The organism is Streptomyces sp. WMMC940 (assembly GCF_027460265.1).
Lineage (GTDB): Bacteria > Actinomycetota > Actinomycetes > Streptomycetales > Streptomycetaceae > Streptomyces.
Map to the genome: position 1 here is coordinate 2,025,852 of NZ_JAPZBC010000001.1, position 23,281 is coordinate 2,049,132.

At 71.5% G+C, this 23,281-nt stretch carries 20 protein-coding genes; 4 read left to right on the forward strand and 16 right to left on the reverse strand.

Translation table 11 applies throughout. The features are described from left to right. The 3 genes from O7595_RS08800 to nsdA all read right to left on the reverse strand — a co-directional run bounded on the left by O7595_RS08800 (nt 1) and on the right by nsdA (nt 3,492). The gene (locus tag O7595_RS08800) at nt 1-339 is read right to left on the reverse strand and encodes a P-II family nitrogen regulator (RefSeq protein ID WP_084904268.1); all 339 of its coding nucleotides are present in this window, start codon (nt 337-339) and stop codon (nt 1-3) included. Then, on the reverse strand, nt 336-1,691 hold the full coding sequence (locus O7595_RS08805; RefSeq protein WP_269728171.1) for an ammonium transporter: 1,356 nt from the start codon (nt 1,689-1,691) through the stop codon (nt 336-338). Before O7595_RS08805 ends, O7595_RS08800 begins: the two co-directional genes overlap by 4 nt. Nucleotides 1,692-2,022: 331 nt before the next feature. Next, nucleotides 2,023-3,492, reverse strand: coding sequence for a transcriptional repressor NsdA (nsdA, locus tag O7595_RS08810; protein WP_269732423.1), 1,470 nt, complete (start codon nt 3,490-3,492; stop codon nt 2,023-2,025). 475 nt (nt 3,493-3,967) lie between these two features. Here nsdA and O7595_RS08815 point away from each other — a divergent pair, with 475 nt between their 5' ends. Beyond that, nucleotides 3,968-4,630 (forward strand): bifunctional DNA primase/polymerase, encoded by a 663-nt coding sequence (locus tag O7595_RS08815; RefSeq protein WP_269728172.1) that lies wholly within the window; start codon nt 3,968-3,970, stop codon nt 4,628-4,630. A gap of 377 nt (nt 4,631-5,007) precedes the next feature. Here the strand turns inward: O7595_RS08815 and ftsY are convergent, their stop codons facing one another. Continuing rightward, nucleotides 5,008-6,231: a signal recognition particle-docking protein FtsY gene (gene ftsY, locus O7595_RS08820; RefSeq protein ID WP_269728173.1), complete on the reverse strand. Its 1,224-nt coding sequence runs from the start codon at nt 6,229-6,231 to the stop codon at nt 5,008-5,010. Nucleotides 6,232-6,439: 208 nt separating this feature from the next. On the opposite strand from ftsY, the gene O7595_RS08825 reads away from it, so the two are divergent. Together O7595_RS08825 and O7595_RS08830 are read left to right on the forward strand one after the other, a co-directional pair. Further along, nucleotides 6,440-7,900, forward strand: a complete 1,461-nt coding sequence (locus tag O7595_RS08825; protein ID WP_269728174.1) for a cytosine permease — start codon at nt 6,440-6,442, stop codon at nt 7,898-7,900. A gap of 62 nt (nt 7,901-7,962) precedes the next feature. Next, nucleotides 7,963-8,934 carry an LLM class flavin-dependent oxidoreductase gene (locus tag O7595_RS08830; protein ID WP_269728175.1) on the forward strand — a complete coding sequence of 324 codons (972 nt, stop codon included), beginning with the start codon at nt 7,963-7,965 and terminating at the stop codon, nt 8,932-8,934. Between the two features lie 49 nt (nt 8,935-8,983). Here O7595_RS08830 and O7595_RS08835 read toward each other — a convergent pair whose 3' ends face one another. The 4 genes from O7595_RS08835 to O7595_RS08850 all read right to left on the reverse strand — a co-directional run bounded on the left by O7595_RS08835 (nt 8,984) and on the right by O7595_RS08850 (nt 15,526). Next, nucleotides 8,984-10,411 (reverse strand): sugar porter family MFS transporter, encoded by a 1,428-nt coding sequence (locus O7595_RS08835; RefSeq protein ID WP_269728176.1) that lies wholly within the window; start codon nt 10,409-10,411, stop codon nt 8,984-8,986. A gap of 288 nt (nt 10,412-10,699) precedes the next feature. Continuing rightward, a complete protein-coding gene (locus O7595_RS08840; protein WP_269728177.1) occupies nt 10,700-14,416 on the reverse strand; it encodes a chromosome segregation SMC family protein in 3,717 nt (1,238 codons plus the stop codon). A 229-nt stretch (nt 14,417-14,645) separates the two neighbouring features. Further along, on the reverse strand, nt 14,646-14,864 hold the full coding sequence (locus tag O7595_RS08845; RefSeq protein ID WP_269728178.1) for a hypothetical protein: 219 nt from the start codon (nt 14,862-14,864) through the stop codon (nt 14,646-14,648). A gap of 380 nt (nt 14,865-15,244) precedes the next feature. Beyond that, complete coding sequence (locus tag O7595_RS08850) at nt 15,245-15,526, reverse strand: acylphosphatase (RefSeq protein ID WP_269728179.1); 282 nt, start codon at nt 15,524-15,526, stop codon at nt 15,245-15,247. Between the two features lie 153 nt (nt 15,527-15,679). On the opposite strand from O7595_RS08850, the gene O7595_RS08855 reads away from it, so the two are divergent. Continuing rightward, nucleotides 15,680-16,534, forward strand: a complete 855-nt coding sequence (locus O7595_RS08855; protein WP_269728180.1) for a CAP domain-containing protein — start codon at nt 15,680-15,682, stop codon at nt 16,532-16,534. A gap of 283 nt (nt 16,535-16,817) precedes the next feature. Here O7595_RS08855 and O7595_RS08860 read toward each other — a convergent pair whose 3' ends face one another. The 8 genes from O7595_RS08860 to rsmD form a co-directional block, all read right to left on the reverse strand. Continuing rightward, nucleotides 16,818-17,624 (reverse strand): hypothetical protein, encoded by an 807-nt coding sequence (locus O7595_RS08860; protein WP_269728181.1) that lies wholly within the window; start codon nt 17,622-17,624, stop codon nt 16,818-16,820. Between the two features lie 336 nt (nt 17,625-17,960). Next, nucleotides 17,961-18,842, reverse strand: a complete 882-nt coding sequence (mutM, locus tag O7595_RS08865; protein ID WP_269728182.1) for a bifunctional DNA-formamidopyrimidine glycosylase/DNA-(apurinic or apyrimidinic site) lyase — start codon at nt 18,840-18,842, stop codon at nt 17,961-17,963. Between the two features lie 166 nt (nt 18,843-19,008). Further along, a complete protein-coding gene (rnc, locus tag O7595_RS08870; RefSeq protein ID WP_269728183.1) occupies nt 19,009-19,806 on the reverse strand; it encodes a ribonuclease III in 798 nt (265 codons plus the stop codon). Between the two features lie 19 nt (nt 19,807-19,825). Continuing rightward, on the reverse strand, nt 19,826-19,999 hold the full coding sequence (gene rpmF, locus O7595_RS08875; RefSeq protein ID WP_026165248.1) for a 50S ribosomal protein L32: 174 nt from the start codon (nt 19,997-19,999) through the stop codon (nt 19,826-19,828). A 2-nt stretch (nt 20,000-20,001) separates the two neighbouring features. Further along, a complete protein-coding gene (locus tag O7595_RS08880; RefSeq protein WP_269728184.1) occupies nt 20,002-20,625 on the reverse strand; it encodes a YceD family protein in 624 nt (207 codons plus the stop codon). A 160-nt stretch (nt 20,626-20,785) separates the two neighbouring features. Further along, entirely contained in the window at nt 20,786-21,868 is a 1,083-nt protein-coding gene (locus O7595_RS08885) for an ATP synthase F0 subunit B (RefSeq protein WP_269732424.1), read from the reverse strand. Nucleotides 21,869-22,000: 132 nt separating this feature from the next. Beyond that, the gene (gene coaD / locus O7595_RS08890; protein ID WP_269728185.1) at nt 22,001-22,510 is read right to left on the reverse strand and encodes a pantetheine-phosphate adenylyltransferase; all 510 of its coding nucleotides are present in this window, start codon (nt 22,508-22,510) and stop codon (nt 22,001-22,003) included. Further along, nucleotides 22,507-23,091: a 16S rRNA (guanine(966)-N(2))-methyltransferase RsmD gene (gene rsmD, locus O7595_RS08895; protein WP_269728186.1), complete on the reverse strand. Its 585-nt coding sequence runs from the start codon at nt 23,089-23,091 to the stop codon at nt 22,507-22,509. Before rsmD ends, coaD begins: the two co-directional genes overlap by 4 nt. Nucleotides 23,092-23,281: the final 190 nt, after the last annotated feature.

Genomic DNA, 23,281 nt, shown 5'->3' on the forward strand with positions numbered 1-23,281 from the left:
CTACAGCGCGTCCGGGCCGCGTTCGCCGGTCCGGACGCGGACCGCGGTGTCGACCGGTACGCTCCACACCTTGCCGTCACCGATCTTCCCGGTGCGGGCGGCCTTCACGACCACGTCGATCAGCTGCTCGGCGTCGTCGTCCTCGACCAGGACCTCGATCCGGATCTTGGGGACGAGGTCGACGGTGTACTCGGCACCCCGGTAGACCTCGGTGTGGCCGCGCTGCCGTCCGTAGCCGCTCGCCTCGGTGACCGTGAGCCCCTGGACGCCGAAGGCCTGCAGGGCCTCCTTGATCTCGTCCAGCCGGTGCGGCTTCACGACTGCGGTGATGAGCTTCATGCGTCCACCTTCTTGTTCTGCGGTCCGGCTGCCACGGTCTCGGCGGGTGCGGGGGCGGTCTTGCGGGAGCCGGCGCCGCCGCCCGCCCCACTGAAGTCGTACGCGGTCTCGGCGTGCTCGACCTGGTCGATGCCCGAGATCTCGTCGTCCTCGCTGACCCTCATGCCGATCGTCCGGTCGAGGACGAAGGCGAGGATCGCGGAGACGATCAGAGAGTAGGCCAGGACCGCGAAGACACCGACGGCCTGCTTGCCGAGCTGCTCGAACCCGCCGCCGTAGAAGAGACCCTTGGCGTCGGACTGGACGCCTCCCGTGGCGAAGAAGCCGACGAGCAGCGAGCCGACGACACCGCCGACGAGGTGGACGCCGACGACGTCCAGGGAGTCGTCGTAGCCGAACCTGTACTTCAGGCCGACGGCCATGGCGCAGAGCAGACCGGCGACGGCACCGATGGCGATGGCTCCGAGCGGGGAGCAGGATCCGCCGGAGGGGGTGATGGCGACGAGGCCCGCGACCGCGCCGGAGGCGGCACCGAGGGTGGTGAAGGAGCCGTGGCGGATCTTCTCGTAGCCGAGCCAGGCGAGCATCGCGGCGGCCGTGGCGACCTGGGTGTTGACGAACATGACCGCGCCCACGCCGTCGTCGTTGCCGAGCCACGAGCCGGCGTTGAAGCCGAACCAGCCGAACCACAGCAGTGCGGCGCCCAGCATGACCAGGGGCAGGCTGTGCGGCCGCATCGGGTCCTTCTTGAAGCCGACGCGCTTGCCGATGACGAGGATCACGCCGAGGGCCGCGGCTCCGGCGTTGATGTGGACCGCGGTGCCGCCGGCGAAGTCGATGACGCCCATCTCGAACAGCCAGCCGCCCGCGCCCCAGACCCAGTGCGCGACCGGGAAGTAGACGACGGTGGCCCACAGTGCGATGAACAGCGCCCAGGCGGTGAACTTGACCCGGTCGGCGAGGGCGCCGCTGATCAGGGCGGGCGTGATGATCGCGAACATCAGCTGGAAGACGGCGAAGACGTACACCGGGATGGTGTAGCCGTCCCAGAGCTGGTCGACCCCGATGCCGCTCAGACCGACGAAGTCGGACGACCAGCCGATGACGGAGCCGGAGTCGGTGCCGAAGGCGAGGCTGAAGCCGTAGAGCACCCACAGGATGGTGACGATGCCGAGGCTGATGAAGCTCATCATCAGCATGTTCAGCGTGCTCTTGACGCGGACCATGCCTCCGTAGAAGAAGGCCAGCCCGGGCGTCATCAGCATCACCAGCGCGGAGCAGATGAGCATGAAACCGGTGTTGGCGGCAGACAGCTCGGGGGCGTCTGCGGCAAGTGTGATGCCTGGGGGCATCGGCGTCTCCTCGTCGTCGTGCGGCCTGTGCGGGGCGGGAGCCTGGGCTACCGGCGGCCGGTCCGGCTGGATCCGGCTGCCTGGGGAGTCGGCCCGTTATGGGGCATGAGGTTGGCGCGCCGCGGTTTCCGCCGATGCCGCACGATGTTTCACCGCAGTGACGAAGAGGTCGGGCGTGTTACACGCCCATGAACTGAAGGGTCACGGGAACATCACGGGCGTACCCTCCCGGGCGGCACGACCGGCGCGACGGTCACCCGGTTGACCTGGCGTGGGGAGCCGTGTCGGGCAGTAGGGGTGGCCGTCGCGCCGGAGTTCTGTGACGGGCTGCTCAGACCGCCTCGGCGGTCTCCGGCAGCTGTGCGGTGATGAGGTCCGTGAGGTGGGCGACCTCGGGGACGTCGCCGAAGTCCCTGGCCGCCGTGTCGACGGTCTTGCGCAGCCGGGTGTTGACCCGCTCCGAGCGCACCCTCCTGGCGATGTGCAGTGCCTGCTCGGCGAGTCTGGTGGACTGCTCGGGCTCCCTCTTCAGCAGATGCACCGTCGCCATGCCGACGAGGTTGAGTGCATACGAGCGCTGGTGCTCGGCGTCCTCACCGAAGAGCTCCACGGCGCGCTCCATGACGGGCTCGGCGAGCGAGGCGTACATGGGGCTGCGGCCGGCTACGTAGGCGAGGTCCCGGTACGAGTGGGCGTTCTCGCCGTTGAGCTCGGCCTCGGAGAAGAAGCGGATCCAGTCCGGCTCCGGCTCGGGGGCCTCGAGCGCGTCGGCGAAGGTGTCCTCGGCCATCCGGACGGCCCGCTTGGTCTTGCTGGGCTGGCCCATGTTGGCGTAGGCGCGGGCCTCCATCGCATACAGCATGGCCTGTGTACGCGGGGTCGCGCAGTCACGGCTGCCGTACTGCGCGAGGTGGATGAGCTCCAGCGCGTCCTCGGGCCGGCCCAGGTGGATCATCTGGCGGCTCATGGAGGAGAGGATGTACGAGCCGAGGGGCTTGTCCCCGGCCTCCTTGGCTGCGTGGAGGGCGAGCACGAAGTACTTCTGGGCGGTGGGCTGCAGCCCTACGTCGTAGCTCATCCAGCCGGCCAGCTCGGCCAGTTCGGCGGCGCAGGTGAAGAGCCTCCTGGAGGTGGCCGCCGGCTGCGGTTCCTGGAGCAGCTCCGTCACCTCGTGCAGTTGCCCGACGACGGCCTTGCGGCGCAGCCCGCCGCCGCACTGGGCGTCCCACTGGCGGAACATCGCCGTCGTGGACTCGAGGAGGTCCAGCTCCGGCTTGGAGAGCCGGGCGGGGCGGCGGACGCTCGCGGTGTCCGCCGGCCCGGTGTCGGTGGGCGGGGTGGGCACCAGCCAGCGCTGCATGGGCTCGACCAGGGCCGGCCCCGCGGAGAGCGCCAGCGACGTCCCCAGGAATCCGCGGCGGGCCAGCATGAGGTCGCTGCGGGAGAACTCGCCGAGGAGCGAGACGGTCTGCGGGCCGGCCCAGGGGAGGTCGACACCGGACACCGAGGGTGACTGGTGTGCCGTGCGGAGCCCCAGGTCCTCGATGGCGACGACGGTGCCGAACCGCTCCGAGAACAGTTCACTGAGGATGCGCGGGATGGGCTCGCGCGGCTGCTCGCCGTCGAGCCATCTGCGGACGCGCGAGGTGTCGGTGCTGATGTGGTGCGCACCGATCTGCCGGGCCCGGCGGTTGACCTGGCGGGCGAGCTCGCCCTTCGACCAGCCGCTGCGCACGAACCACGAGCCCAGTTGCTCGTTCGGACGCTTCCCGCCGCCCGTGCCGTCCGCGCCGCCGCTCACAGGTAACGCCCCCATCCGCATACTGTCCTTGCCTGTCGTGCCGAGTGGTCCCGCCGGAATGCCCTGCCCGGCGGGACGGTGTCCGAACCCCTAGCAGAATGCCGTGATGCACGGCTCTGCGTCCGGCGGTCGCCCCCCTTCGAACAGGAAACCGACGTGCCCCCGGCATGCCCGCGGAGACATCGCCCCCCGGGCTTCGTGCACCGAAAGTAATCCTACGATCACCGGTCTCGCCATGGCGATTCCAGAAACGCCACCATTCGCCACCCCTTCGAATGAACTGCCTTGCGGCCAGGCGCGATTCACTTGACACACGACGGCCGGGAACAGGCGGAGCGTTGTACGCCGGGGCGCGCGAGACCGGACGCACCACCCCGAGCGACACTTCGCACCGGCGAGCCGGGACGACGGCAACGCAGTGTCACCGCAAGACTCCTTCTCGTAACCACGGCGAGTTCGACCCGTTGGAGGGGGCATGGGCTTCACGATCGGCGGCTCCCGGGTCCGGGAGATCCGGCCCGGCTCACGGCGCCGCGGCCGCGCGACGGAGTGCACGGCTGCGGCCGAGTGCACGGGACTGTGGGGCTGGGACGTGGCCCCGGGCGCGCGGGCAGCGGCGGGCCGCTGCTCCTGCGGGGACCCCGGCTGCCCGGCCCCCGGTGCGCACCCCCTGGACTTCGTGCCCGAGGTGCGGGCCGGTGCGACCCTCGACGAGGTGGCGAAGGCCTGGGCGGAGGTGCCCGGCGCCTCGGTACTGCTCCCCGTGGGCCGCACGTTCGACGTCCTGGAGGTCTCCGAGGCGGCGGGCCGCCGCGCCCTGGTGAGGCTCGAGCGGATGGGCGTGCCCCTGGGGCCCGTGTCCGCGACGCCGACGGGCCGCGCCCAGTTCTTCGTGGCCCCGGGCGCCGCCCCCGAACTGCCCCATCTGCTGTACCGGATGGGCTGGGACGACGCCGGCCTGGACCTGCGCTGCCTCGGCGCGGGCCATCATGTGACGGCCCCGCCCTCCGACCACGCCGGCCTCGGTCCGTCCCGCTGGCTCCGACCGCCGGCCCTCGGCTCCTCCGAGGCTCCGCCCCAGGCCCGGCTGCTCCTGGGGACGCTCGCCTACATCTGCCACCGCTCGACGGCCCTCTGAACGCCGCCGAGGCGTCCCGGCCGTTCACGCCGGATCCCGCGTGTCTCCCGTCGCCCGTCTCCCCGCACCCGGTGCGGCGGCCCCGTGCGGAGGCCGCACGGAGCGCGTCCGCCGAGCCGCGGAGGACGCGGCGCGGCGGAGGGGCCGGACGGAGCGACCCCGGGACGGCTGGGGCGTGTCGCGATAGCCCCTCCCGCCCTGCGGGGCGGACGGAGCGATCTGCGCGACACGGCCTGGGTGCCGCGTCGGGCGAACGTCGCCCGGCACGGCGACTCGCGGCGTTGGCCGAATCAACCGATCAGGCCCACTACGAGGTCGATCCTGCGCCCTGCGGTCCTTCCCCTCGGCCCGCAGGGCCGCGCTAGGACCTAGTCCTACTAGTCGCCGATCAGGGCGTCGACGAAGGCCTCGGGTTCGAAGGGGGCCAGGTCGTCCGGGCCCTCCCCGAGGCCGACCAGCTTGACCGGCACACCGAGCTCGCGCTGCACGGAGATGACGATGCCGCCCTTGGCCGTGCCGTCGAGTTTGGTGAGGACGATGCCGGTGATGTCGACGACCTCGGCGAAGACGCGGGCCTGGACCAGGCCGTTCTGCCCGGTCGTGGCATCGAGGACGAGCAGCACCTCGTCCAGCGGGCCGTGCTTCTCGACCACGCGCTTGACCTTGCCGAGCTCGTCCATGAGCCCGGTCTTGGTGTGCAGCCGGCCCGCCGTGTCGATGAGGACGACGTCGGCACCCTCGGCGATGCCCTCCTTGACCGCGTCGTAGGCGATGGAGGCCGGGTCACCGCCCTCGGGCCCGCGCACGGTGCGGGCGCCGACGCGCTCGCCCCAGGTCTGCAGCTGGTCGGCGGCGGCGGCACGGAACGTGTCCGCCGCGCCCAGGACGACGCTGCGCCCGTCCGCGACCAGCACCCGGGCCAGCTTGCCGGTGGTCGTGGTCTTGCCGGTGCCGTTGACGCCGACGACCATCACGACGCCCGGGGTGTCCAGGCCGCTCTCGGTCTGCACCGCACGGTCCACGTCCGTACCGATGAGCCGGAGCAGTTCCTCGCGGAGCAGCCCCCTCAGCTCGTCCGGGGTGCGGGTGCCGAGGACCTTCACCCGCTCGCGCAGGTGGTCGACCAGCTCCTGCGTGGCCGAGACGCCGACGTCGGCGGTGAGAAGGGTGTCCTCGATCTCCTCCCATGTCTCCTCGTCGAGGTGCTCGCGGGACAGGAGGGTGAGCAGCCCCTTGCCCAGGGTGTTCTGGGAGCGGGCCAGACGGGCGCGCAGCCGTACCAGACGGCCCGCGGTGGGTTCGGGGATCTCGATCGCGGGAGCCTCGGGCTCGGCGACGACCGGATCCTCGACCGCGGCGGGCTCGGCGACGGCCTCCTCCGCGGTCGGGAGGTCGACCTCCTCGATGGTGCGGCGGGGTTCTTCCCGCGGCGTCTCCGCCTCCTCGCCGACGTGCGGCTCGGCTGGCGGAGCGGTGATGGTCGGCGTGCTCGACGGCGCCGAGGGCGGCAGCTGCTTCTTCCTGCGGCTGCTGACCACGAGCCCGCTGATCGCGCCGATCGCGACCAGGGCGATGACTACAGCAAGGATGACGATTTCCATAACGCCACCCAGTATCGGCCAAGGGCGCCGGGGTCCGGTCCCCTCGGGGCTTCGCACGAGGGAGCGCGCCCATTTTTGGACCTTTTGCCGGAGACGTTACGATGTTCGTTCCGGCCTGACGACGCCCCCCGCGGCCCGGTCGCGGTCGGCGCTCCGCCCGGGGCCACGTCCCCGGGCTCCCCCCATCATCCCGTACGGAGCCTTCTTCATGCCGCACGCCTCCGAATCCGAAGGCGCGATAGAGACCCGTGGCCTCGAGCCCGTGCCCGACGGCGAACGCACCGGCCACGTCCGCGAACTCCTCCCGACCTGGGTCGCCGCGAACATCAGCGTCCTGCTGCTGACGATGGGCGCCGGCCTGGTCGTCTTCAACGGGCTCAACATCTGGCAGGTGCTGGTCGTCGGCCTGACGGCCCCGGTCGTCTCGTACGGCATCGTCGGCCTCATCTCGCTCGCGGGCAAACGCGGGGGCGCGCCCGGCATGGCGCTGTCCCGCGCCGTGTTCGGCCAGCGCGGGAACCTCTTCCCCGGCTCGCTCATCTGGGTCGCCCGCTGGGGCTGGGAGACCATCAACGCGGTGACCGGCGCCTACGCCCTGCTGACGGTGCTCGATCTGCTCTTCGGCATCGAGCCGAACACCGCGCTGATCGTCGTGACCCTCCTCCTCTTCGTCGCGGTGACGTTCCTCGTCTCCGGGCTCGGCATCAACGCGCTGCGGGTGTGCAGCAAGTGGTCCACGTATCTGTTCGGCGGGTTCTCGGTCCTGGTCCTCGGCCATCTGGTGGCCAACACCGACTGGTCGGCCGTGCTGGCCAAGCCGGCCGGTTCGACGGCGATGCTGATCGCGGGCATCGGCACCATCGCCGCCGGAGGGATCAGCTGGGTTCCCTCGGGCCCGGACTTCACGCGGTACCTGCCGCGCACCGCCTCCGGCCGTGCCGTGGTCGGCTCGACGATCGGCGGCGCCGGGATCGTCGTACTGCCCATGGTGCTGATGGGCGCGGTGATGGCCGTGGCGACGCCGGACCTGGCCTCCGCCCGGGACCCGGTGTCGTTCATCGGCGAGCTGCTCCCGGCCTGGATCTCGGTGCCGTACCTGCTCATCGCGCTGGTGGGCATGCTGCTCATCAACTCGATGTCGATGTACTCGGCGGGCTTCACCGCCCAGACCCTGGGCATCCGCGTGCCGCGCACCTGGGCCGTCAGCGTGAACGCGGCCATCTCGCTGGTGTTCGGCTTCCTGCTGATGGTGGTGGCGACGAGCTTCATCGGCTCGTTCATCTCGTTCCTGACGCTGCTCGCCGTCGCCTTCTCGGCGTGGATCGGGGTGTTCGGCGCCGACATGCTGCGCGGGCGCGCGTACGACGCGGTGGCGCTGATGGACACGGGCCGCACCAGCGGCTACTGGTACCGGGGCGGGTTCGCCTGGCAGGCCATGACGGCGTGGGGCGCCGCCCTGCTGGTGGGCCTGCTGTTCACCAAGGTCGACTGGTTCGCCGGCCCGCTGGCCGGGTCCTGGATCGGCAGGAACGGACTGGGCTGGGCGGTGACCGTCGTCGTGGCGGGGGCGCTGTACGCGGTGCTCCCGCGCACGGCCGGTCCGGCGGCCGCCGACGAGCGGGCCGGAATCACGGAGGAAGGGCCGGCGCGCACGGCGGTTCCCATCTGACGCAACGTCAGCTACCGTCCCCCTTCGCCACCCCCACACCCCGGCGGAGGGGGACGTTCGCCATGGCCTTCACAGTCCTGCGGTTCAACCTCGTCGATCCCGCGGCGACGCCCGGCTCCCTCGCGGCGCGGTACCGCGTCGCCCTGGAGCTGGCGGCCCACGCGGACGAGCACGGGGTCGACGCGGTCCAGACCGAGGAGCACCACGGCGTCGCCGACAACTGGCTGCCCTCGCCCCTCGCCTTCGCCGGGGCCGTGTTCGGCGCGACGCGCCGGATCGCGGTGACCGTCTCGGCGGTGATCGGCCCGCTGCACGATCCGCTGCGGCTGGCCGAGGACATCGCCGTGCTGGACCTGCTGAGCGGGGGGCGGCTGGTCACCGTGGCGGGCATCGGCTACCGGCCGGAGGAGTACGCGGCCCACGGTGTGGACTGGCATCGCCGCGGGACCCTCCAGGACGAACTGCTGGAGACCCTGCTGGCGGCGTGGACCGGCGAGGTGTTCACCCATCGCGGCCGCCGGGTGCGGGTCACTCCCCGGCCCGGCACGCAGCCGCATCCGCTGCTGCTCGTGGGCGGCTCGTCGAGAGCGGCCGCCCGGCGTGCCGCCCGCTTCGGGCTGCCGTTCTTCCCGAGCGCCCATCTGCCCGAACTGGAGGCGTACTACCACCGGATGCGCGAGGAGTACGGGACCGAGGGGTTCTGCATGATGCCGGCTGCCGAGACGCCGCTGCTGCACGTCTCCGAGGACCCGGACCGGACGTGGGCCGAGTACGGCGGGCACTTCCTGCACGAGGCCCGGACATACGCCTCGTGGCAGTCCTCCGGCGTCCGCTCCGCCGTGCGGTCGTCGGCGACGACGGTGGACGAGCTGCGTGCGGAGGGCGTCTACCGGGTGCTGACCCCGGACGAGTGCGTGGGGCTCGGGTCCGAGAGCCTGGTGCTCCATCCGCTCTGCGGCGGGATGCCCCCGGAGGAGGGGCGGCGGAGCGTCGAGCTGTTCTGCGAACGGGTACTGCCCCGGCTCAAGGGCTGAGCCGGGGCAGTGCCATGGCCATGGGGCCGAGAGGAGGGGGCAGCGGGGTTTAGCCCATCTCCTCCAACGCCTTGCCCTTCGTCTCGGGCACCCATTTGAGGATGAACGGGATCGAGAGCACGGCGAAGACCGTGTAGATGACGTACGCGCCCGAGAGGTTCCAGTCCGAGAGGGTCGGGAACGTCACCGTGATCAGCCAGTTGGCGATCCACTGGGCCGCGGCGGCGACGCCCAGCGCGGCGGCGCGGATCTTGCCGGGGAACATCTCGCCGAGCAGCACCCACACCACCACGCCCCACGAGAGGGCGAAGAAGAGCACGAAGAAGTTGGCGGCGAAGAGGGCGACGGTACCCTGCAGGGCGGGCAGCGAGACCTCGCCGCCCACCTCGGTCTTGTACGAGAACGCCCAGGCGGCCACCCCCAGCGAGATCGCCATGCCGCCGGAGCCGATGAGCGCGAGCGGCTTCCGGCCGATCCGGTCGACGAAGATCATCGCGATCACCGTACCGATGATGTTCACGATGGACGTCTCGAAGGAGTAGAAGAACGAGCTCTCGGGGTTGACGCCGACCGACTGCCACAGCGCCGAGCTGTAGTAGAAGATCACGTTGATGCCGACGAGCTGCTGGAAGAGGGACAGGCCGATGCCGATCCAGACGATCGGCAGGAAGAGGAACCTGCCGCCGAGCAGGTCCTTGAAGGAGGGCTTGCGCTCGTGGCGCATGTTCTCCTCGATCTCGGCGACCCGCTTGTCCAGGTCCACGGCCTTGCCCTCGACGTCGCGGAGCACCTCGCGCGCCTGCGGGTAGCTGCCGATCGAGATCAGGTACCGGGGCGACTCGGGGATGGCGAAGGACAGCAGTCCGTAGAGCACGGCTGGGACGACCTCGATGCCGAGCATCCACTGCCAGGCCTCCAGCCCCGCCATGTCACCGCGCTGGTCTCCGTCGGCGAGGGTCAGGATGGTCCAGTTGACCAGCTGGGAAACGGCGATTCCGGTGACGATGGCGGCCTGCTGGAAGGAGGCGAGACGGCCACGGTACGCGGAGGGCGACACCTCGGCGATGTAGGCGGGGGCGATGACGGATGCCATGCCGATGGCGACGCCGCCGACGATGCGCCAGAGGGCCAGGTCCCAGAGGGCGAACGGCAGTGCGGAGCCGACCGCGCTGGCCGCGAACAGCACGGCGGCGATCTGCATGACCCGGATGCGGCCGATGCGGTCGGCGATCCGGCCCGCGGTGGCCGCGCCGATCGCACAACCGATGAGAGCGGCTGCGATGACCTGGGCGAGCGCTTCGGAACCCACGTCGAATCGGTCGCGGATGGCCACGACGGCTCCGTTGATCACCGCGCTGTCGTAGCCGAAGAGGAAGCCTCCCATCGCGGCCGACGCCGCGATGAAGACGACATGGCTGAGGTGCTCCGGCCTGGCCTTGCGGCCTTCGGGCGCCTGCGCCTGCGGTGTGCTGGTCACGTCTACTCCTGGGGCCACCCGGCGACGGCGCCGGGGGTGGGGGGCGAGCCCTTCCAGTGGCGCACAACATAACGCCGCCCACCACTTGAAGGTAAAAGCAACGTTGCAGAGACTATGCGTTCAAGTTTCGAAGTCAAGAGCGCGCCAGGAAGTCACAGGACCCCCATGAGTGGGCACACTTGTGTAAAAATGTTGAAGATCAGAGAGCCGAACGGCATCGGTATGGGGGCGACCGTCGGCTCGAGGGAGGAAGCCGGAGCCCCGTCTGCTCCCGGCGGGCGGCAGGGCTCAGCGGAGCCGCTGGCTGATGACCTTCGAGACGCCGTCACCCTGCATGGAGACGCCGTAGAGCGCGTCCGCGACCTCCATGGTCCGCTTCTGATGGGTGATCACGATCAGCTGGGAACTCTCCTGGAGCTCCTGCATGATGCGGATCAGCCGCTGCAGGTTGGTGTCGTCGAGCGCTGCCTCGACCTCGTCCATCACGTAGAACGGGCTGGGCCGGGCCTTGAAGATGGACACGAGCATCGCCACGGCGGTCAGCGAGCGCTCGCCGCCGGAGAGCAGGGACAGCCGCTTGACCTTCTTGCCCGGGGGCCGGGCCTCAACGTCCACGCCCGTGGTGAGCATGTTGTCGGGATCGGTCAGGATGAGCCGGCCCTCACCCCCCGGGAAGAGCCGCGAGAACACGCCCTCGAACTCACGCGCGGTGTCCCGGTACGCCTCCGTGAACACCTGCTCGACGCGCTCGTCGACCTCCTTCACCACCTGGAGCAGATCGGCACGGGTCTTCTTCAGGTCTTCGAGCTGTTCGGACAGGAACTTGTGCCGCTCCTCCAGGGCCGCGAACTCCTCAAGAGCGAGCGGATTCACCTTTCCGAGTTGCTGGTACGCCCGTTCGGCGGACTTGAGCCGCTTCTCCTGCTCGGCGCGGACGAACGGCCGCGGCTGGTTGCGCGGGTGACCGGGATCCTCGGGGAGCTCCTCCCCCTCGGCGGGCGGCGACGGCGGCACCAGCTGGTCCGGACCGTACTCGGCGACCAGCCCGGCCGGTTCGACGCCCAGCTCCTCCAGCGCCCTGGTCTCCAGCTGCTCGATGCGCAGCCGCTTCTCGGCCCCGAGGACCTCGCCGCGGTGCACGGAGTCGGTGAGTCTGTCGAGCTCGCTCTTGAGGTCCCGGCCCGCCGCTCGGGCGGCGGAGAGCTCACGCTCGCGCTCCGTCTTGGCCGCCTCGGCAGCGGCACGCTCCCGCTCTGCCCGGACGACGGACACCTCGACGTGGGCCAGGAGCAGGCGGGCACCCCTCGCCACCGCCTCGGCGACGGCGGCCTCGTGGCGGAGCCTGGCACGGCGCCGCTCGGCGCGCGCCCGGGCCTCGCGCTCGGCGCGTGCGCCGCGGTCCAGCGCATCGGCCCGCCCGGCGAGCCCCTTCACCCGCTCCTCGTGCGTACGTACCTGGAGCCTGGCCTCCATCTCGGTCTGCCGGGCGTTGGCGCCGTCGGCGGCGAGCCGGTCGCGGGCCGAGGTGTCCGGCTCCTCCTCGACAGGGGTCTCCTCCGCGACGGCCAGCCTCTCCGCCAGCTCCTCGGCCTCGTACAGCGCCTTCTCGAGCGCCTCCTCAGCCCGCGCGGCGGCCGCCGCCGTGCGCTCGGCCTCCCCGGCGGCGCCGCGGGCCTGACCGGCCAGCCGGCCCAGTTGCTGGGCGACGCCGGCCTTCTCCCGCTCGGCCGCCCGTCTCCGCTCGCCCAACTCCTCGACGAGGGCGGCGCACGCCGTACGCCGCTCGCCGGCCTCGCGCTGCCCCGCGGCGAGTTCGTCGCACCGTACGGCCAGTTCCTCCAGCTCGGCAGCGGCCTCGTCGACCGACGCCTGCACCTCCAGGAAACTGGGCGCGCCCGCGGAGCCCCCGTGAGCGAAGTGGGCGCCGAGGACGTCGCCCTCGGCGGTGACGGCGACCAGTCCCGGCTCCGCACGGACCAGGTCCTCGGCGTCATCCAGGGTGCCCACGACCACCATGTCCCGTACGAGCCTCGCCACGGCGGGCATCAGCTCCTCCGGCCCGCGCACCAGGTCGAGGACGCGGGGCGGCCGCGTCCCCCCTTCACCGTCGGCGGCCGGCGAGGGGACTGCCCCGGGATGTGCGTGTGCGGCCGCGCCGGCCGGGACCGCGGGCGGCACGGGGGTGGGCGCGGGGACCCCGGGCGTCGGGACGTTCTCGGCGGGCGGCCGGGCGGGGGCGGGGATTCCGGCCGTGGGCGGGCCCTCCGCGGGGGCGCCCGCCTGCCCCGGCACGGACAGCAGCAGGGACGCACGGCCCGCGTCCTGCTTGCGGAGCAGCCGGATGGCCTCGGCCGCCGTGGAGGGATCCGCGACCGCGACGGCGTCGGCCGCAGCGCCGAGCGCCGCCGCGACCGGGAGTTCATGGCCGGGAGCGACCGTCAGCAGTTCGGCGGCGGGGCCCAGCAGGCCGGAGAGCCGGTCCCGGGCGGACAGCAGTGCGCCGGTGCCGTCCTTGCGACGCAGCCCCTGCGCGAGGGCCTCGTGGCGTGCGGCGACCGCGGCCCGCTTGCGTTCGGCGTCCGTGGCCGCTTCCCGGGCGGCCGACAGGGCCGCCTCCGCCTCGGACAGTTCACGCCTCGCCGCGTCGTGCCGGTCCGCGAGCGCGGTGTCGTCCGCCTCCAGCCCGTCGACCTCCGCCCTGAGCTGCTCGTACTCCTCCTGGGCCGCGGCAGCCCGTTCGCCCGCCTCGTCACGGGCGGCGGCCAGCCGGTCGATCTCCGCCTGGGCCGAAGCGGCGCGTGAACGGGCGGCGTTGACCTGCCCGTTCAGCCGGGCAAGTCCTTCACGGCGGTCGGCGATCGCCCGGGCCACGTCCTTCAGCCGGCGTTCTTCGACCGCCAGTTCGCGCTCCAGTTCGGCGCGGTGGGCGACCGTGTCCTCCAGCGCGCGCTGCGCCGCCTCCAGCGCGGCCTCCAGCTCCGCCTCCTGTTCGCGGATCCGCGCGGCTTCCCGCTCCATGTCCTCGGGGTCACGTCCGCGCCGTTCCTCCGCGGGCACCGAGGTGGCGCTCTTCACCCGGGCCTCGGCCAGGGACACCGTGCCGCGCACCCGCTCGGCCAGCTGCGAGAGTTCGTACCAGGTCTGCTGGGCCCGCTGCAGCCGCGGCGCCAGCCGGCGCACCTCGTCCTCCAGGTCGGCCTCCCGGGCCAGGGCCGCCTTGAGCTTCGCCTCCGCACCCTCTTTGCGCTCCTTGAGCGCGGCCTCGTCGGCGACCTCGCTCCTGAGCGCCTCGCGCATGCGCACGAGGTCGTCGGCGAGGAGGCGCAGGCGCGCGTCGCGCAGGTCGGCCTGGATGACCGCGGCCCGCCGCGCCACGGCGGCCTGCCGCCCCAGCGGCTTGAGCTGCCGCCGCAGTTCGTCGGTGAGGTCCTGGACACGGGCGAGGTTCGCCTGCATCGCGTCGAGCTTCCGCAGCGCCTTCTCCTTGCGCTTGCGGTGCTTGAGGACGCCCGCGGCCTCCTCGATGAACGCCCGGCGCCCCATGGGGTCGGCGTGCAGGACGGAGTCGAGCTGGCCCTGCCCGACGATGACGTGCATCTCCCGCCCGATACCCGAGTCGGAGAGCAGTTCCTGGATGTCCAGCAGCCGGCAGGTGTCCCCGTTGATCTGGTATTCGCTGCCGCCGTTGCGGAACATGATCCGCGTGATCGTGACTTCGGCGTATTCGATGGGCAGTGCGCCGTCGGAATTGTCGATCGTGAGCGAGACCTCCGCGCGGCCGAGCGGCGGCCGCCCGGTCGTCCCGGCGAAAATGACGTCCTCCATCTTCCCGCCGCGCAGGGATTTCGCCCCCTGTTCGCCCATGACCCAGGACAGCGCGTCCACGACATTGGACTTGCCGGAGCCGTTCGGCCCGACGACGCACGTGATGCCGGGCTCGAAGCGCAGCGTCGTCGCCGAGGCGAAGGATTTGAACCCGCGGAGGGTCAGGGCCTTGAGGTGCACGCCGCCGGACTCTACCCGTCGCTGCCCGGAGATCGCCGCCGGCGCAGGGCCTGCGGCTCACCACGACATGAGCGCGCCGCGGTTTCGTCCCTGAATATGCAGGGCACATCAGACGGTAAGCAGTGCACTACAGAGGGGGAAACAAAGAAAGAAGGGACGCCGAAGCGTCCCTTGCATACATACCTGCCGTGCGAGTGAGTTCCTCACCGGATCCCCACGGGATCTGGGATCAGGTGAGCGCCGGCTCGCCCTTGGGTACGTCGATGTCGATGCCTTCGAGCAACGACTCGCCACGGTGCTGTGCGGCGGCAGCGCTCAGCGCGTCGTTCTCGGACTGGATCCGTACGAGCTCGGACTCCAGGTCCTGGACGCGCTGCTGAAGCCGTCGCATCTCGGCGAGGAGTCGCGGGTCGGAACCGCCGACGTAACCGAGAAGCGCCTTTGCCATGATGGATGGTCCTCCACACTGAGTGACCGACCGATGCGGTGTGGGTCGTGAGGGATTTCGCACCCGCGGTGCTCGGCAGCGCTTGTACTCACTGCGGTTCTTGCTGCCAAACAGCTAGGGTGCGCGGGGCTTCCAGCGTCTCACCAAAAAGTTTGACGGTCAACACGATCACGCCCCGTATCGGGGGCAAGCCGCGGGCTCGCGGCCGCGGAACGCGCGGCGGCGGCTCTCCTGCGGGCCCCGGGGGCTCGGAGATCATCGTTACTGGCGCAGCCTGGCACGGCGGGACCGTTATTGGCAACCACCAGCGCGTTTCTTTCGAACACGCATGCTGTGGGCAGTCGGATGAACACATCGTGTACCCATGCCGGGTCTTCCGATCAGCGGATCGCGAATCCGTCGTAGCCCCCGCGCGGAGCGCCCCAGATTTCGGTGACGCCGGCGACGGCGCCGGGCGTGTCGGACGACCGCAGCCACTCCAGAAGACGGTGGCAATTCTCACGCGGGCCTTCCGCCACGATCTGCACCCTGCCGTCGTCGAGATTGAGCGCGAAGCCGCGGAGCCCGCCTATCCCCAGAGCGTTTTCCCTGGTGAACCAGCGGAAGCCCACTCCCTGTACGCGACCGCGTACCCATGCGGTCATCCGTGCGTGCTCATGCATGCGCGAAACCTACACGGACGCGTACCGGTCAATGCCACTCGGGTCACATCGCCCACTCCCGACATCGCGTACAGTCGCGACGCAACGGACTTCGCCCGTTCGGGCGAGTCATTCCACTGATCCAGCTGAAGTCGAGACCGGAAGGGCGAGCGGATGGGACGCCACCGCCGGAAGAAGCGGGTTCCCGGGCCCGTACGCACCGGACTGCTCGGGATCGCCGCCGCGGCCGCGGTCGGCACCGTCGCCGTCGCGGCCGGGCTGGTGCCGGGCGGCGACGTGTTCACCACGGAAAGCCGGAAGACCGCCGCGCAGCACGTGCGCGAGGCGGCGGGCGGTGCCCTCGAGACCCAGGGCGGCACCGCCGCGACCCCGTCGCAGCGCACCTCCGCCGAGGCGGCCCCCCGCCCGTCGAAGGGCATGTCCTCGACGACGGGGAAGACGCAGAAGGGCTCCCCGTCGGCGGCCGCGTCCAAGCCGGAGCCGCCGGCGAGGAAGGCACCTTCGGCGAAGCCACCGGCCGCACCCGGAAGCTCCGAGGCTCCGGGCAGCAGGGCCGCGGAGCGGAAGTCGGCCCCGGAGCGCCGGGCCGTCCCCGTCCCCGCCAAGCCGCGGCCCAAGGCACCGTCCGGCGAGAACGCGGCGGAGGCCGAGGTGCTGGCCCTGGTCAACAAGGAACGCGCCAAGGTGGGCTGCGCCCCGGTGCGGGCGGACGCCTCGCTGGGCCGCCTCGCGGGCCGGTTCAGCTCCGACATGGCCGCGCGCGACTTCTTCGACCACACCGACCCCGAGGGCGACGGCCCCTGGGACCGTGCCGCCCAGGCCGGCGTCGGCGGACTGGGTGCCGAGAACATCGCCCGCGGCCAGGCCGACGCCCGGACCGTGATGAACGCCTGGATGAACAGCGACGGCCACCGCGCGAACATCCTCAACTGCGAGTACCGGACGCTGGGCGTGGGGGTCTCCTTCGCCCAGGGCGGTCCTTGGTGGACGCAGGACTTCGGCTTCTGAGTACACCTCGCGCCCCGCACACTCCCCCGGGCCGCCCCAAGGCCGTCGTCGGCCGCCGGGGCGGCCCGGACCGCGTTCGCGGCAACGCGCGAGTGACCGGCGGGCATCGGGTGCGGGTTGCGTCCGCGGGCTGGGCGTGACGGTGGCCGCGTAGCCGGCTCAGGGCCATGACGCTCTCGCCCGTGCCGGGTACCGGTCTTCGCGGCCCGAGGCCCGGCAGGCTCGGGTTGCCCGGGCAGTGCGGGGCAGGGCAGCGGCGACACCGCTCCACCGGCCTCAGCCGTCAGTGGCAGTCGAAGCGCCAGTCCCACGGAAGGCCTGGGCACTGGCGGCAGTGGAAGAAGTAGACGCCGCCGCAGTCGCCGAGCCGTATGTCACCGGTGATGGTCAGAAGGTGCTCCATGCGGTGTCCGCTCTCGCAGTCCGGCCAGTCGGCAGGCTGCGTCCAGGCGGGCCAGCCGCCGACCTTCGTCCCGATGACGTTGGAGTCGGGTGGCCGCACCGAGCCGCCCGTCGACACCCGGAGACGGGGCTCCCACGTCTCCCGCACCTCCTCGGGCAGATCCAGCCATCTCGGAAAGTCCTGCGCCCTGGTCGGGGACACCGTGGACGGTTCCGGCATGTGGTCCTCGTCGTACTCCCCCTCGCTCACGCCGGGGATCACGGACAGCGGACCTGCGGCCACGACCTCCGCCTCGTTGCGCCAGTACAGCTGCGGCATCACCGGCCCCGGGTCCTGCTCATGGACCAGCGCGCACCACACGAGCTGCAGCAGGTCCTTCCCCTGCGGGAACTCCAGCCCCGGCACATCCCTGGCGAACAGTTGGAGGATCGGCACCATCGGCACCGCGCCCGGGACGATCTCGGTGCGGTTGCCCCAGTCGGATCCGTACGTCCAGTGGTCTTCCTGGGCGCAGTACGGCCAGGGCTCGTCCCCGGGCCACAGCAGCCCGCCTCCCAGCGAGCTCTCCCGCACACCGGGGTCGCCCGGCTCCGGGTTGAGGAGGGTGGCCTCCCGGGCAAGCCCCGCGTACTCCGGTATCAGGGCGCGCAGGTCCTTCGCGCACGGCTCGGGGGTGTCTCCGGGCATCGTGACTCCTCAGGCGTACGAAGATCGACGGGAAGCTGCTGACACGCTAGTGCCTGCCACCGACAGCCCCCGCACGGCAACGGCCGCCTCAACGCACTTCGTGCGCACGGGACGTTCGGTACCACCGCCGGTCACGCCACGGGGGGACGGCCTGGACGCGTTCGCTGACGGCCGGGCGGGGCCGCGTCCCGAGCCTCCGGGTCCACGAAGGGCTCCGCCTCCGCTTTCCTCGGGATACAGCCCGACCCCGCTCGGACGGGAGGTCACGGAGCGGCTGCTCGTGCTGATCCGTCGCGTGGAGGGGCGGATGCCGGAGGTGCCGGCCGCCCGCGGACGCTACGACGCGACGCGCGGCAACGAGCGGGCCGGCCGCGGCGGGCGCTGACAACGCGGGCAGTAGTAGCTGGAGCGGTTCATCCAGGGGCGGCGACGCATCACCGTACCGCAGCGGCGGCAGGGCTCGTCCTCGCGCCCGTATGCGTCGAGCGACCGGTCGAAGTACCCGGATTCGCCGTTCACGTTGACGTAGAGGCTGTCGAAACTGGTGCCGCCGACGGCGAGGGCGGCGTTCATCACGTCCCGCACGTGGCCGAGGAGTTCGGCGGAGCGGGGGCGGGTCAGAGCGGCCGTTGGCCGGTCGTAGTGGAGTCTGGCCCGCCACAGTGCCTCGTCGGCGTAGATGTTGCCCACACCGCTGATCAGGGCCTGGTCGAGGAGGGCCCGCTTGATCGTCGTACGGCGCAGGCGGAGCGCCGTGTGGAAGGCCGCGTCGTCGAACTCGGGGTCGAGGGGGTCCCGGGCGATGTGGGCGATCGCGTCCGGCCGCCCGTCCGGGGTGGTGTCGTGGAGGGACAGTCCGCCGAAGGTGCGCTGGTCGACGAAGCGGAGTTCGGTGCCGAGGCCGTCCTCGAAACGGATCCGGATCCGCAGGTGCTTCTCGTCCGCGGCCGCCTCCGGCTGTACGAGCAGCTGCCCGCTCATGCCGAGGTGTCCGAGGACGGCGCTGCCGCTGTCCTCCAGCGGCAGCCAGAGGTACTTGCCGCGCCGCCGGGCGGTTCCGATCCGCTGTCCCCGGAGCCTCGCGGCGAAGTCGCCCCCGCCGCCGAGGTGCCGGCGCACGGCCCGTGGGTGCAGGACCTCGACGTCGCCCACGGTCCGCCCGGAGACCCACTGCTCGAGTCCCCGCCGCACGACTTCCACCTCGGGCAACTCGGGCACGTATCTCCTCCGGATCTCGACCGACTCGACGCCCGCAGCGTACCTCCGCGCCGCGTCCCGGCGAGCCGCGGCCCTCCCGCCCCGGCAGCCGGTGCGGGTCGGAGGAACGCCTGCGGGAAGGGAAGGACCCCGCCGCGCGGGCGCGGCGGGGTCCGGAAGCGAAGCGTCAGGCGGTGGCGCGGGGTGAAGGGGTGTCGGCGGCCCCTCCGGCCTCCGCGATCTCCGCGGCTTCGGCGGCCCTCGCCGCCGCCGCGCGTTCGTCGGCGGCGGCGCGGATCGCACGCCACGCGGACTCCGCCGCCTGCTGTTCCGCTTCCTTCTTGCTGCGGCCGGTGCCGGTGCCGTACGAGACACCACCGACGCGGGCGGCAGCAGTGAAGGTCTTCTCGTGGTCCGGACCCGTCTCGGAGACCAGGTACTCGGGCACTCCGAGCCCCTCGGCGGCCGTCAGCTCCTGGAGACTGGTCTTCCAGTCCAGGCCGGCACCGAGGTTCGAGGACTTCTCGATCAGCGGGTCGAAGAGCCGGTGCACCAGCTCGGACGCCGCATCGAGGCCCTGGTCGAGATAGACCGCGCCGATCACCGCTTCCAGGGTGTCGGCGAGGATGGAGGCCTTGTCCCGCCCGCCCGTGCCCTCTTCGCCCCGGCCGAGGCGGATGAAGGACCCGAGATCGAGGCCGCGCCCGACCTCCGCCAGCGCACGCGAATTGACCACCGCGGCCCGCAGTTTGGCCAGCTGGCCCTCGGGCAGGTCGGGGTGGGTGCGGTAGAGCGTGTCCGTGACCACCAGTCCGAGCACCGAGTCCCCGAGGAACTCCAGCCGCTCGTTGGTGGGCAGACCGCCGTTCTCGTACGCGTACGAGCGATGGGTCAGCGCGCGCACCAGAAGGGCGGACTCGAGCTGATACCCGAGCCGCCCTTCCAGAAGCGTGTGGGACGAGGCCGAACTGATGCTGTCAGACATCGCGCCTCTCACCAGCCGCTCAGACCTCGAGGACCTGGCGCTTGTTGTAGGTGCCGCAGCTCGGGCACGCGATGTGCTGCTGCTTCGGCTCCTGGCAACGCTCACACGAAACCAGGGTGGGGACCGCAGCCTTCCACTGCGACCGGCGGTGGCGCGTGTTGCTGCGCGACATCTTCCGCTTCGGAACAGCCACGGCTACTTCTCCTGCTTCTCGTCGACGCGTGCTGATCGAGGCGCGTCGCCGCTCTTCTTGTCCTTCTCACCGGTTCCGAGTGAATCGGCGAGTCCCTGCAGTGCCGCCCAACGCATGTCGACGGCGTCGTGGTGGTGGTCCGGATCGGCGTTCAGGTCGGCCCCGCAGTCGGAGCACAGCCCTGCACAGTCCTCCCGGCACACCGGCTGCATCGGCAGTGCGAGCACCACCGCGTCACGCAGCACGGGCTCGAGGTCGAACATTCCGTCCTCGAGGAAGATCACGTCCTCGTCCTCGGCGTCGTCGCCGGGCTCCGACTCCTTGGCACGGCCCCGGTCGTCGGCGTCGGGGTACGAGAACATCTCCTGGAAGTCCGCCACGACCTCATGGCGCAGCGGCTCCAGACACCTTACGCACTCCCCCTCGGCCGTCGCACGGGCGGTGCCTGTGACGAGCACCCCTTCCATGACGGACTCGAGGCGGAGCTCCAGCTCCACGGGCGCGCCCTCGGGCACGCCGATGACCCCTTCGACGCCGAGGACCGCCGGCGCTGCAGGCGCCGGAACGGAACGGGAGAGCCGCTGGAGCGCACCGGGCCGCCGGCCCAGCTCGTGCGTGTCGAACACGAGGGGGTTGCGGTGGTCGAGGCGGGCGTTCAGGGCTCTTCCTGCTTTCGGATCGAGTGCGGGAGGCCACGAATCCAGCGCAGCATCAATCCACGCTCGCGCGACCGAAGAGCCAGGATACTGGACCGTTCGCTCCAGGCCCAATCCGGTGCTTACCGGATCAGCGGCCCTGCTCGTAGCGCCGCAGCTGCTCCATGTCGATCATGCTGGTGTCGAAGAAGCTCGTCTCGTCCAGCGAGGCGGGTTGGGCGTGGCCCTGATGGGCCTGCTGAGGCTGCGGCTGCTGGGCGCCGTAGCCTCCGGCGTACGGGTCCTGACCGTACCCCTGGGCGTACGCCGGGTCGTAGCCCTGCTGCTGTCCGTAGCCTCCGGCGTACGGGTCCTGCTGGTACCCGTACACGTCCTGCGGCTGGGCCTGGGCCGCCGCGGGCTGGTAGCCGTACGGGTCGGCCTGCGCCGGGATCTGGGGCAGCGGGGCCTGCGGCTGCTGCGCCCGGGGCTCCGGGTCCGCCAGTTCCGCGAGCCCGGCGAGATAGTCGGCGTCGCTGGTGTGCCGCCCGGTCCCGGCGGCCTCCTGTGCCGCCATGTGCGCGCCGAGCTCGTCCGTCGCGATGCGGCCGTGCAGCTTCTGCCGGCCCCGGCCGACCGCCTCCAGCGTCTTGGACAGCACCGCCTCGAAGGCGCCCAGCTTGGCGTCGACGTAGTCGTCCGCGCGCCGGATCAGCGTCTGCGGGTCCGCGCTGTACTCGGGGGCGTCGTCGTCGGCGGGGTCGACGTAGCCCCGGTCGTCCGGGCCGTGGCCGCGGCCGAGCAGCTTCTCGCGCCCCCGGTCGACGGAGCCGATGGTCTTGTTGAGGACGACCTCGAAGTTGGCGAGCTTGGAGTCGACGTAGTCGTCGGCCTCGGCGCGGATCTCCTCGGCCTCCCTCCGGGCCTCGGCGAGGATCCGGTCGGCCTCCTCCTGGGACTGCCGGGCGATGTGGGTGTCGGAGACCAGCGAGCCGCGCTCGGAGTGGGCGGCCTGGATGATCCGCTCGGCCTCCTGGCGGGCCTGCTCGACCATCTGCTCCCGGTCGCCGATCAGCTCCTGGGCCTGGGCGAGCGAGCCGGGCAGTGCCTGCCGCACCTCTTCGAGCATCGCGAGCAGTTCGGCGCGGTTGACCACGCAGGAGGCCGACATGGGCATGGACCGGGCGTTCCCGACCGCCTCGACGATCTCGTCGAGCTTCTTCTGCACGTCCACCGTGTGCTCGCCACTCTCTACAGTCACTACAGCCGTTTTGGAGCCGGACGCAACGACTGTACGGCCAGTCGACGCCGGTCCGACACCGGATGACGGCACGTCAGGAAGGGGCCGTGCGTGCCGTCTCCCGCGTCACTTGTTCGGGAGCCGTTCGGTCAGCGCCTCCAGGACGGCCGGCGGCACCAGGTGGGAGACGTCTCCGCCCCAGGCCGCGACTTCCTTGACCAGCGAGGACGACAGGAAGCTGTAGGTGGGACTGGTCGGCACGAAGAGCGTCTCGACGCCCGACAGACCGTTGTTCATCTGGGCCATCTGCAGCTCGTAGTCGAAGTCGCTGACCGCCCGCAGGCCCTTGACGATGGCGGGGATGTCCCGCTCCTTGCAGTAGTCGACGAGCAGGCCGTGGTAGGCCTCGACCTCGACGTTGCCGTACTCGGCGGTGACGTCGCGGATCAGCTCGATCCGCTCGTCGACGGTGAACAGTCCCTGCTTGGACTGGTTGATCATCACCACCACGTGCACCACGTCGTACAGCTTGGAGGCGCGGGCGATGATGTCGAGGTGTCCATTGGTGATGGGGTCGAACGACCCCGGACAGACGGCGCGGCGCAACTGAAGTCCCTCGCTCTCCGGTCCGGTCATGGTGCGTCTTCGCACGTAGAGGCGGCGCGACCGTACCAAAGCGTCCCCTCGCCGTAGCGACGGGCCCGCAAGGGTTCGATCCCGTCGGGCCAGGCGAACTCTCCGCCCCTGGTGCTGCGCTCCACGGTGACGACGGCGCACTCCGCGAGCCAGCCCCCCGCGCGGAGTGTGAGGAGAATCTCCCGAAGATCGTCGTCGGTGACGGCGTACGGCGGGTCGAGGAACACCACGTCGTACGGGTCCGCCGGCGGCGGTCCCTGCACGACCTGCTCGGCACGGCCGGCGCGGACCTCGGCTCCCGGCAGGGCCAGGGTCCGGACGTTCTCCCTGACCGTGCGGGCGGCGCGGGTGTCGGCCTCGACGAGCAGGGCGTGGGACGCGCCGCGGGACAGCGCCTCCAGACCGACGGCGCCCGAGCCCGCGTAGAGATCCGCCACGCGCAGTCCCCGGAAGCCGCCGAGCAGCGACTCCCAGGTGGAGAACAGGCCCTCGCGCGCCCGGTCCGAGGTGGGGCGGGTGCCGTTGCCCGGCGGCACGGCCAGGCGGCGTCCGCCGGCCGCACCGGCGATCACGCGGGTCATCTGGGTCCTTCGCGGAAGACGGTGCTCGATCGGCTCGTGCGGCCTGGTCGTGGCCGTCGGACCGATCCGGTCACCTCCACGATATGGGCTCCGCGCGGCCGGGGAGCCACGCCCGTCCCCGGTCCCGGTGCGGAAGGAGCGCTGCGGCCGGCGCAGGGCAGGCCTTCCCCGGGCCCCTGCGGCACGGGGA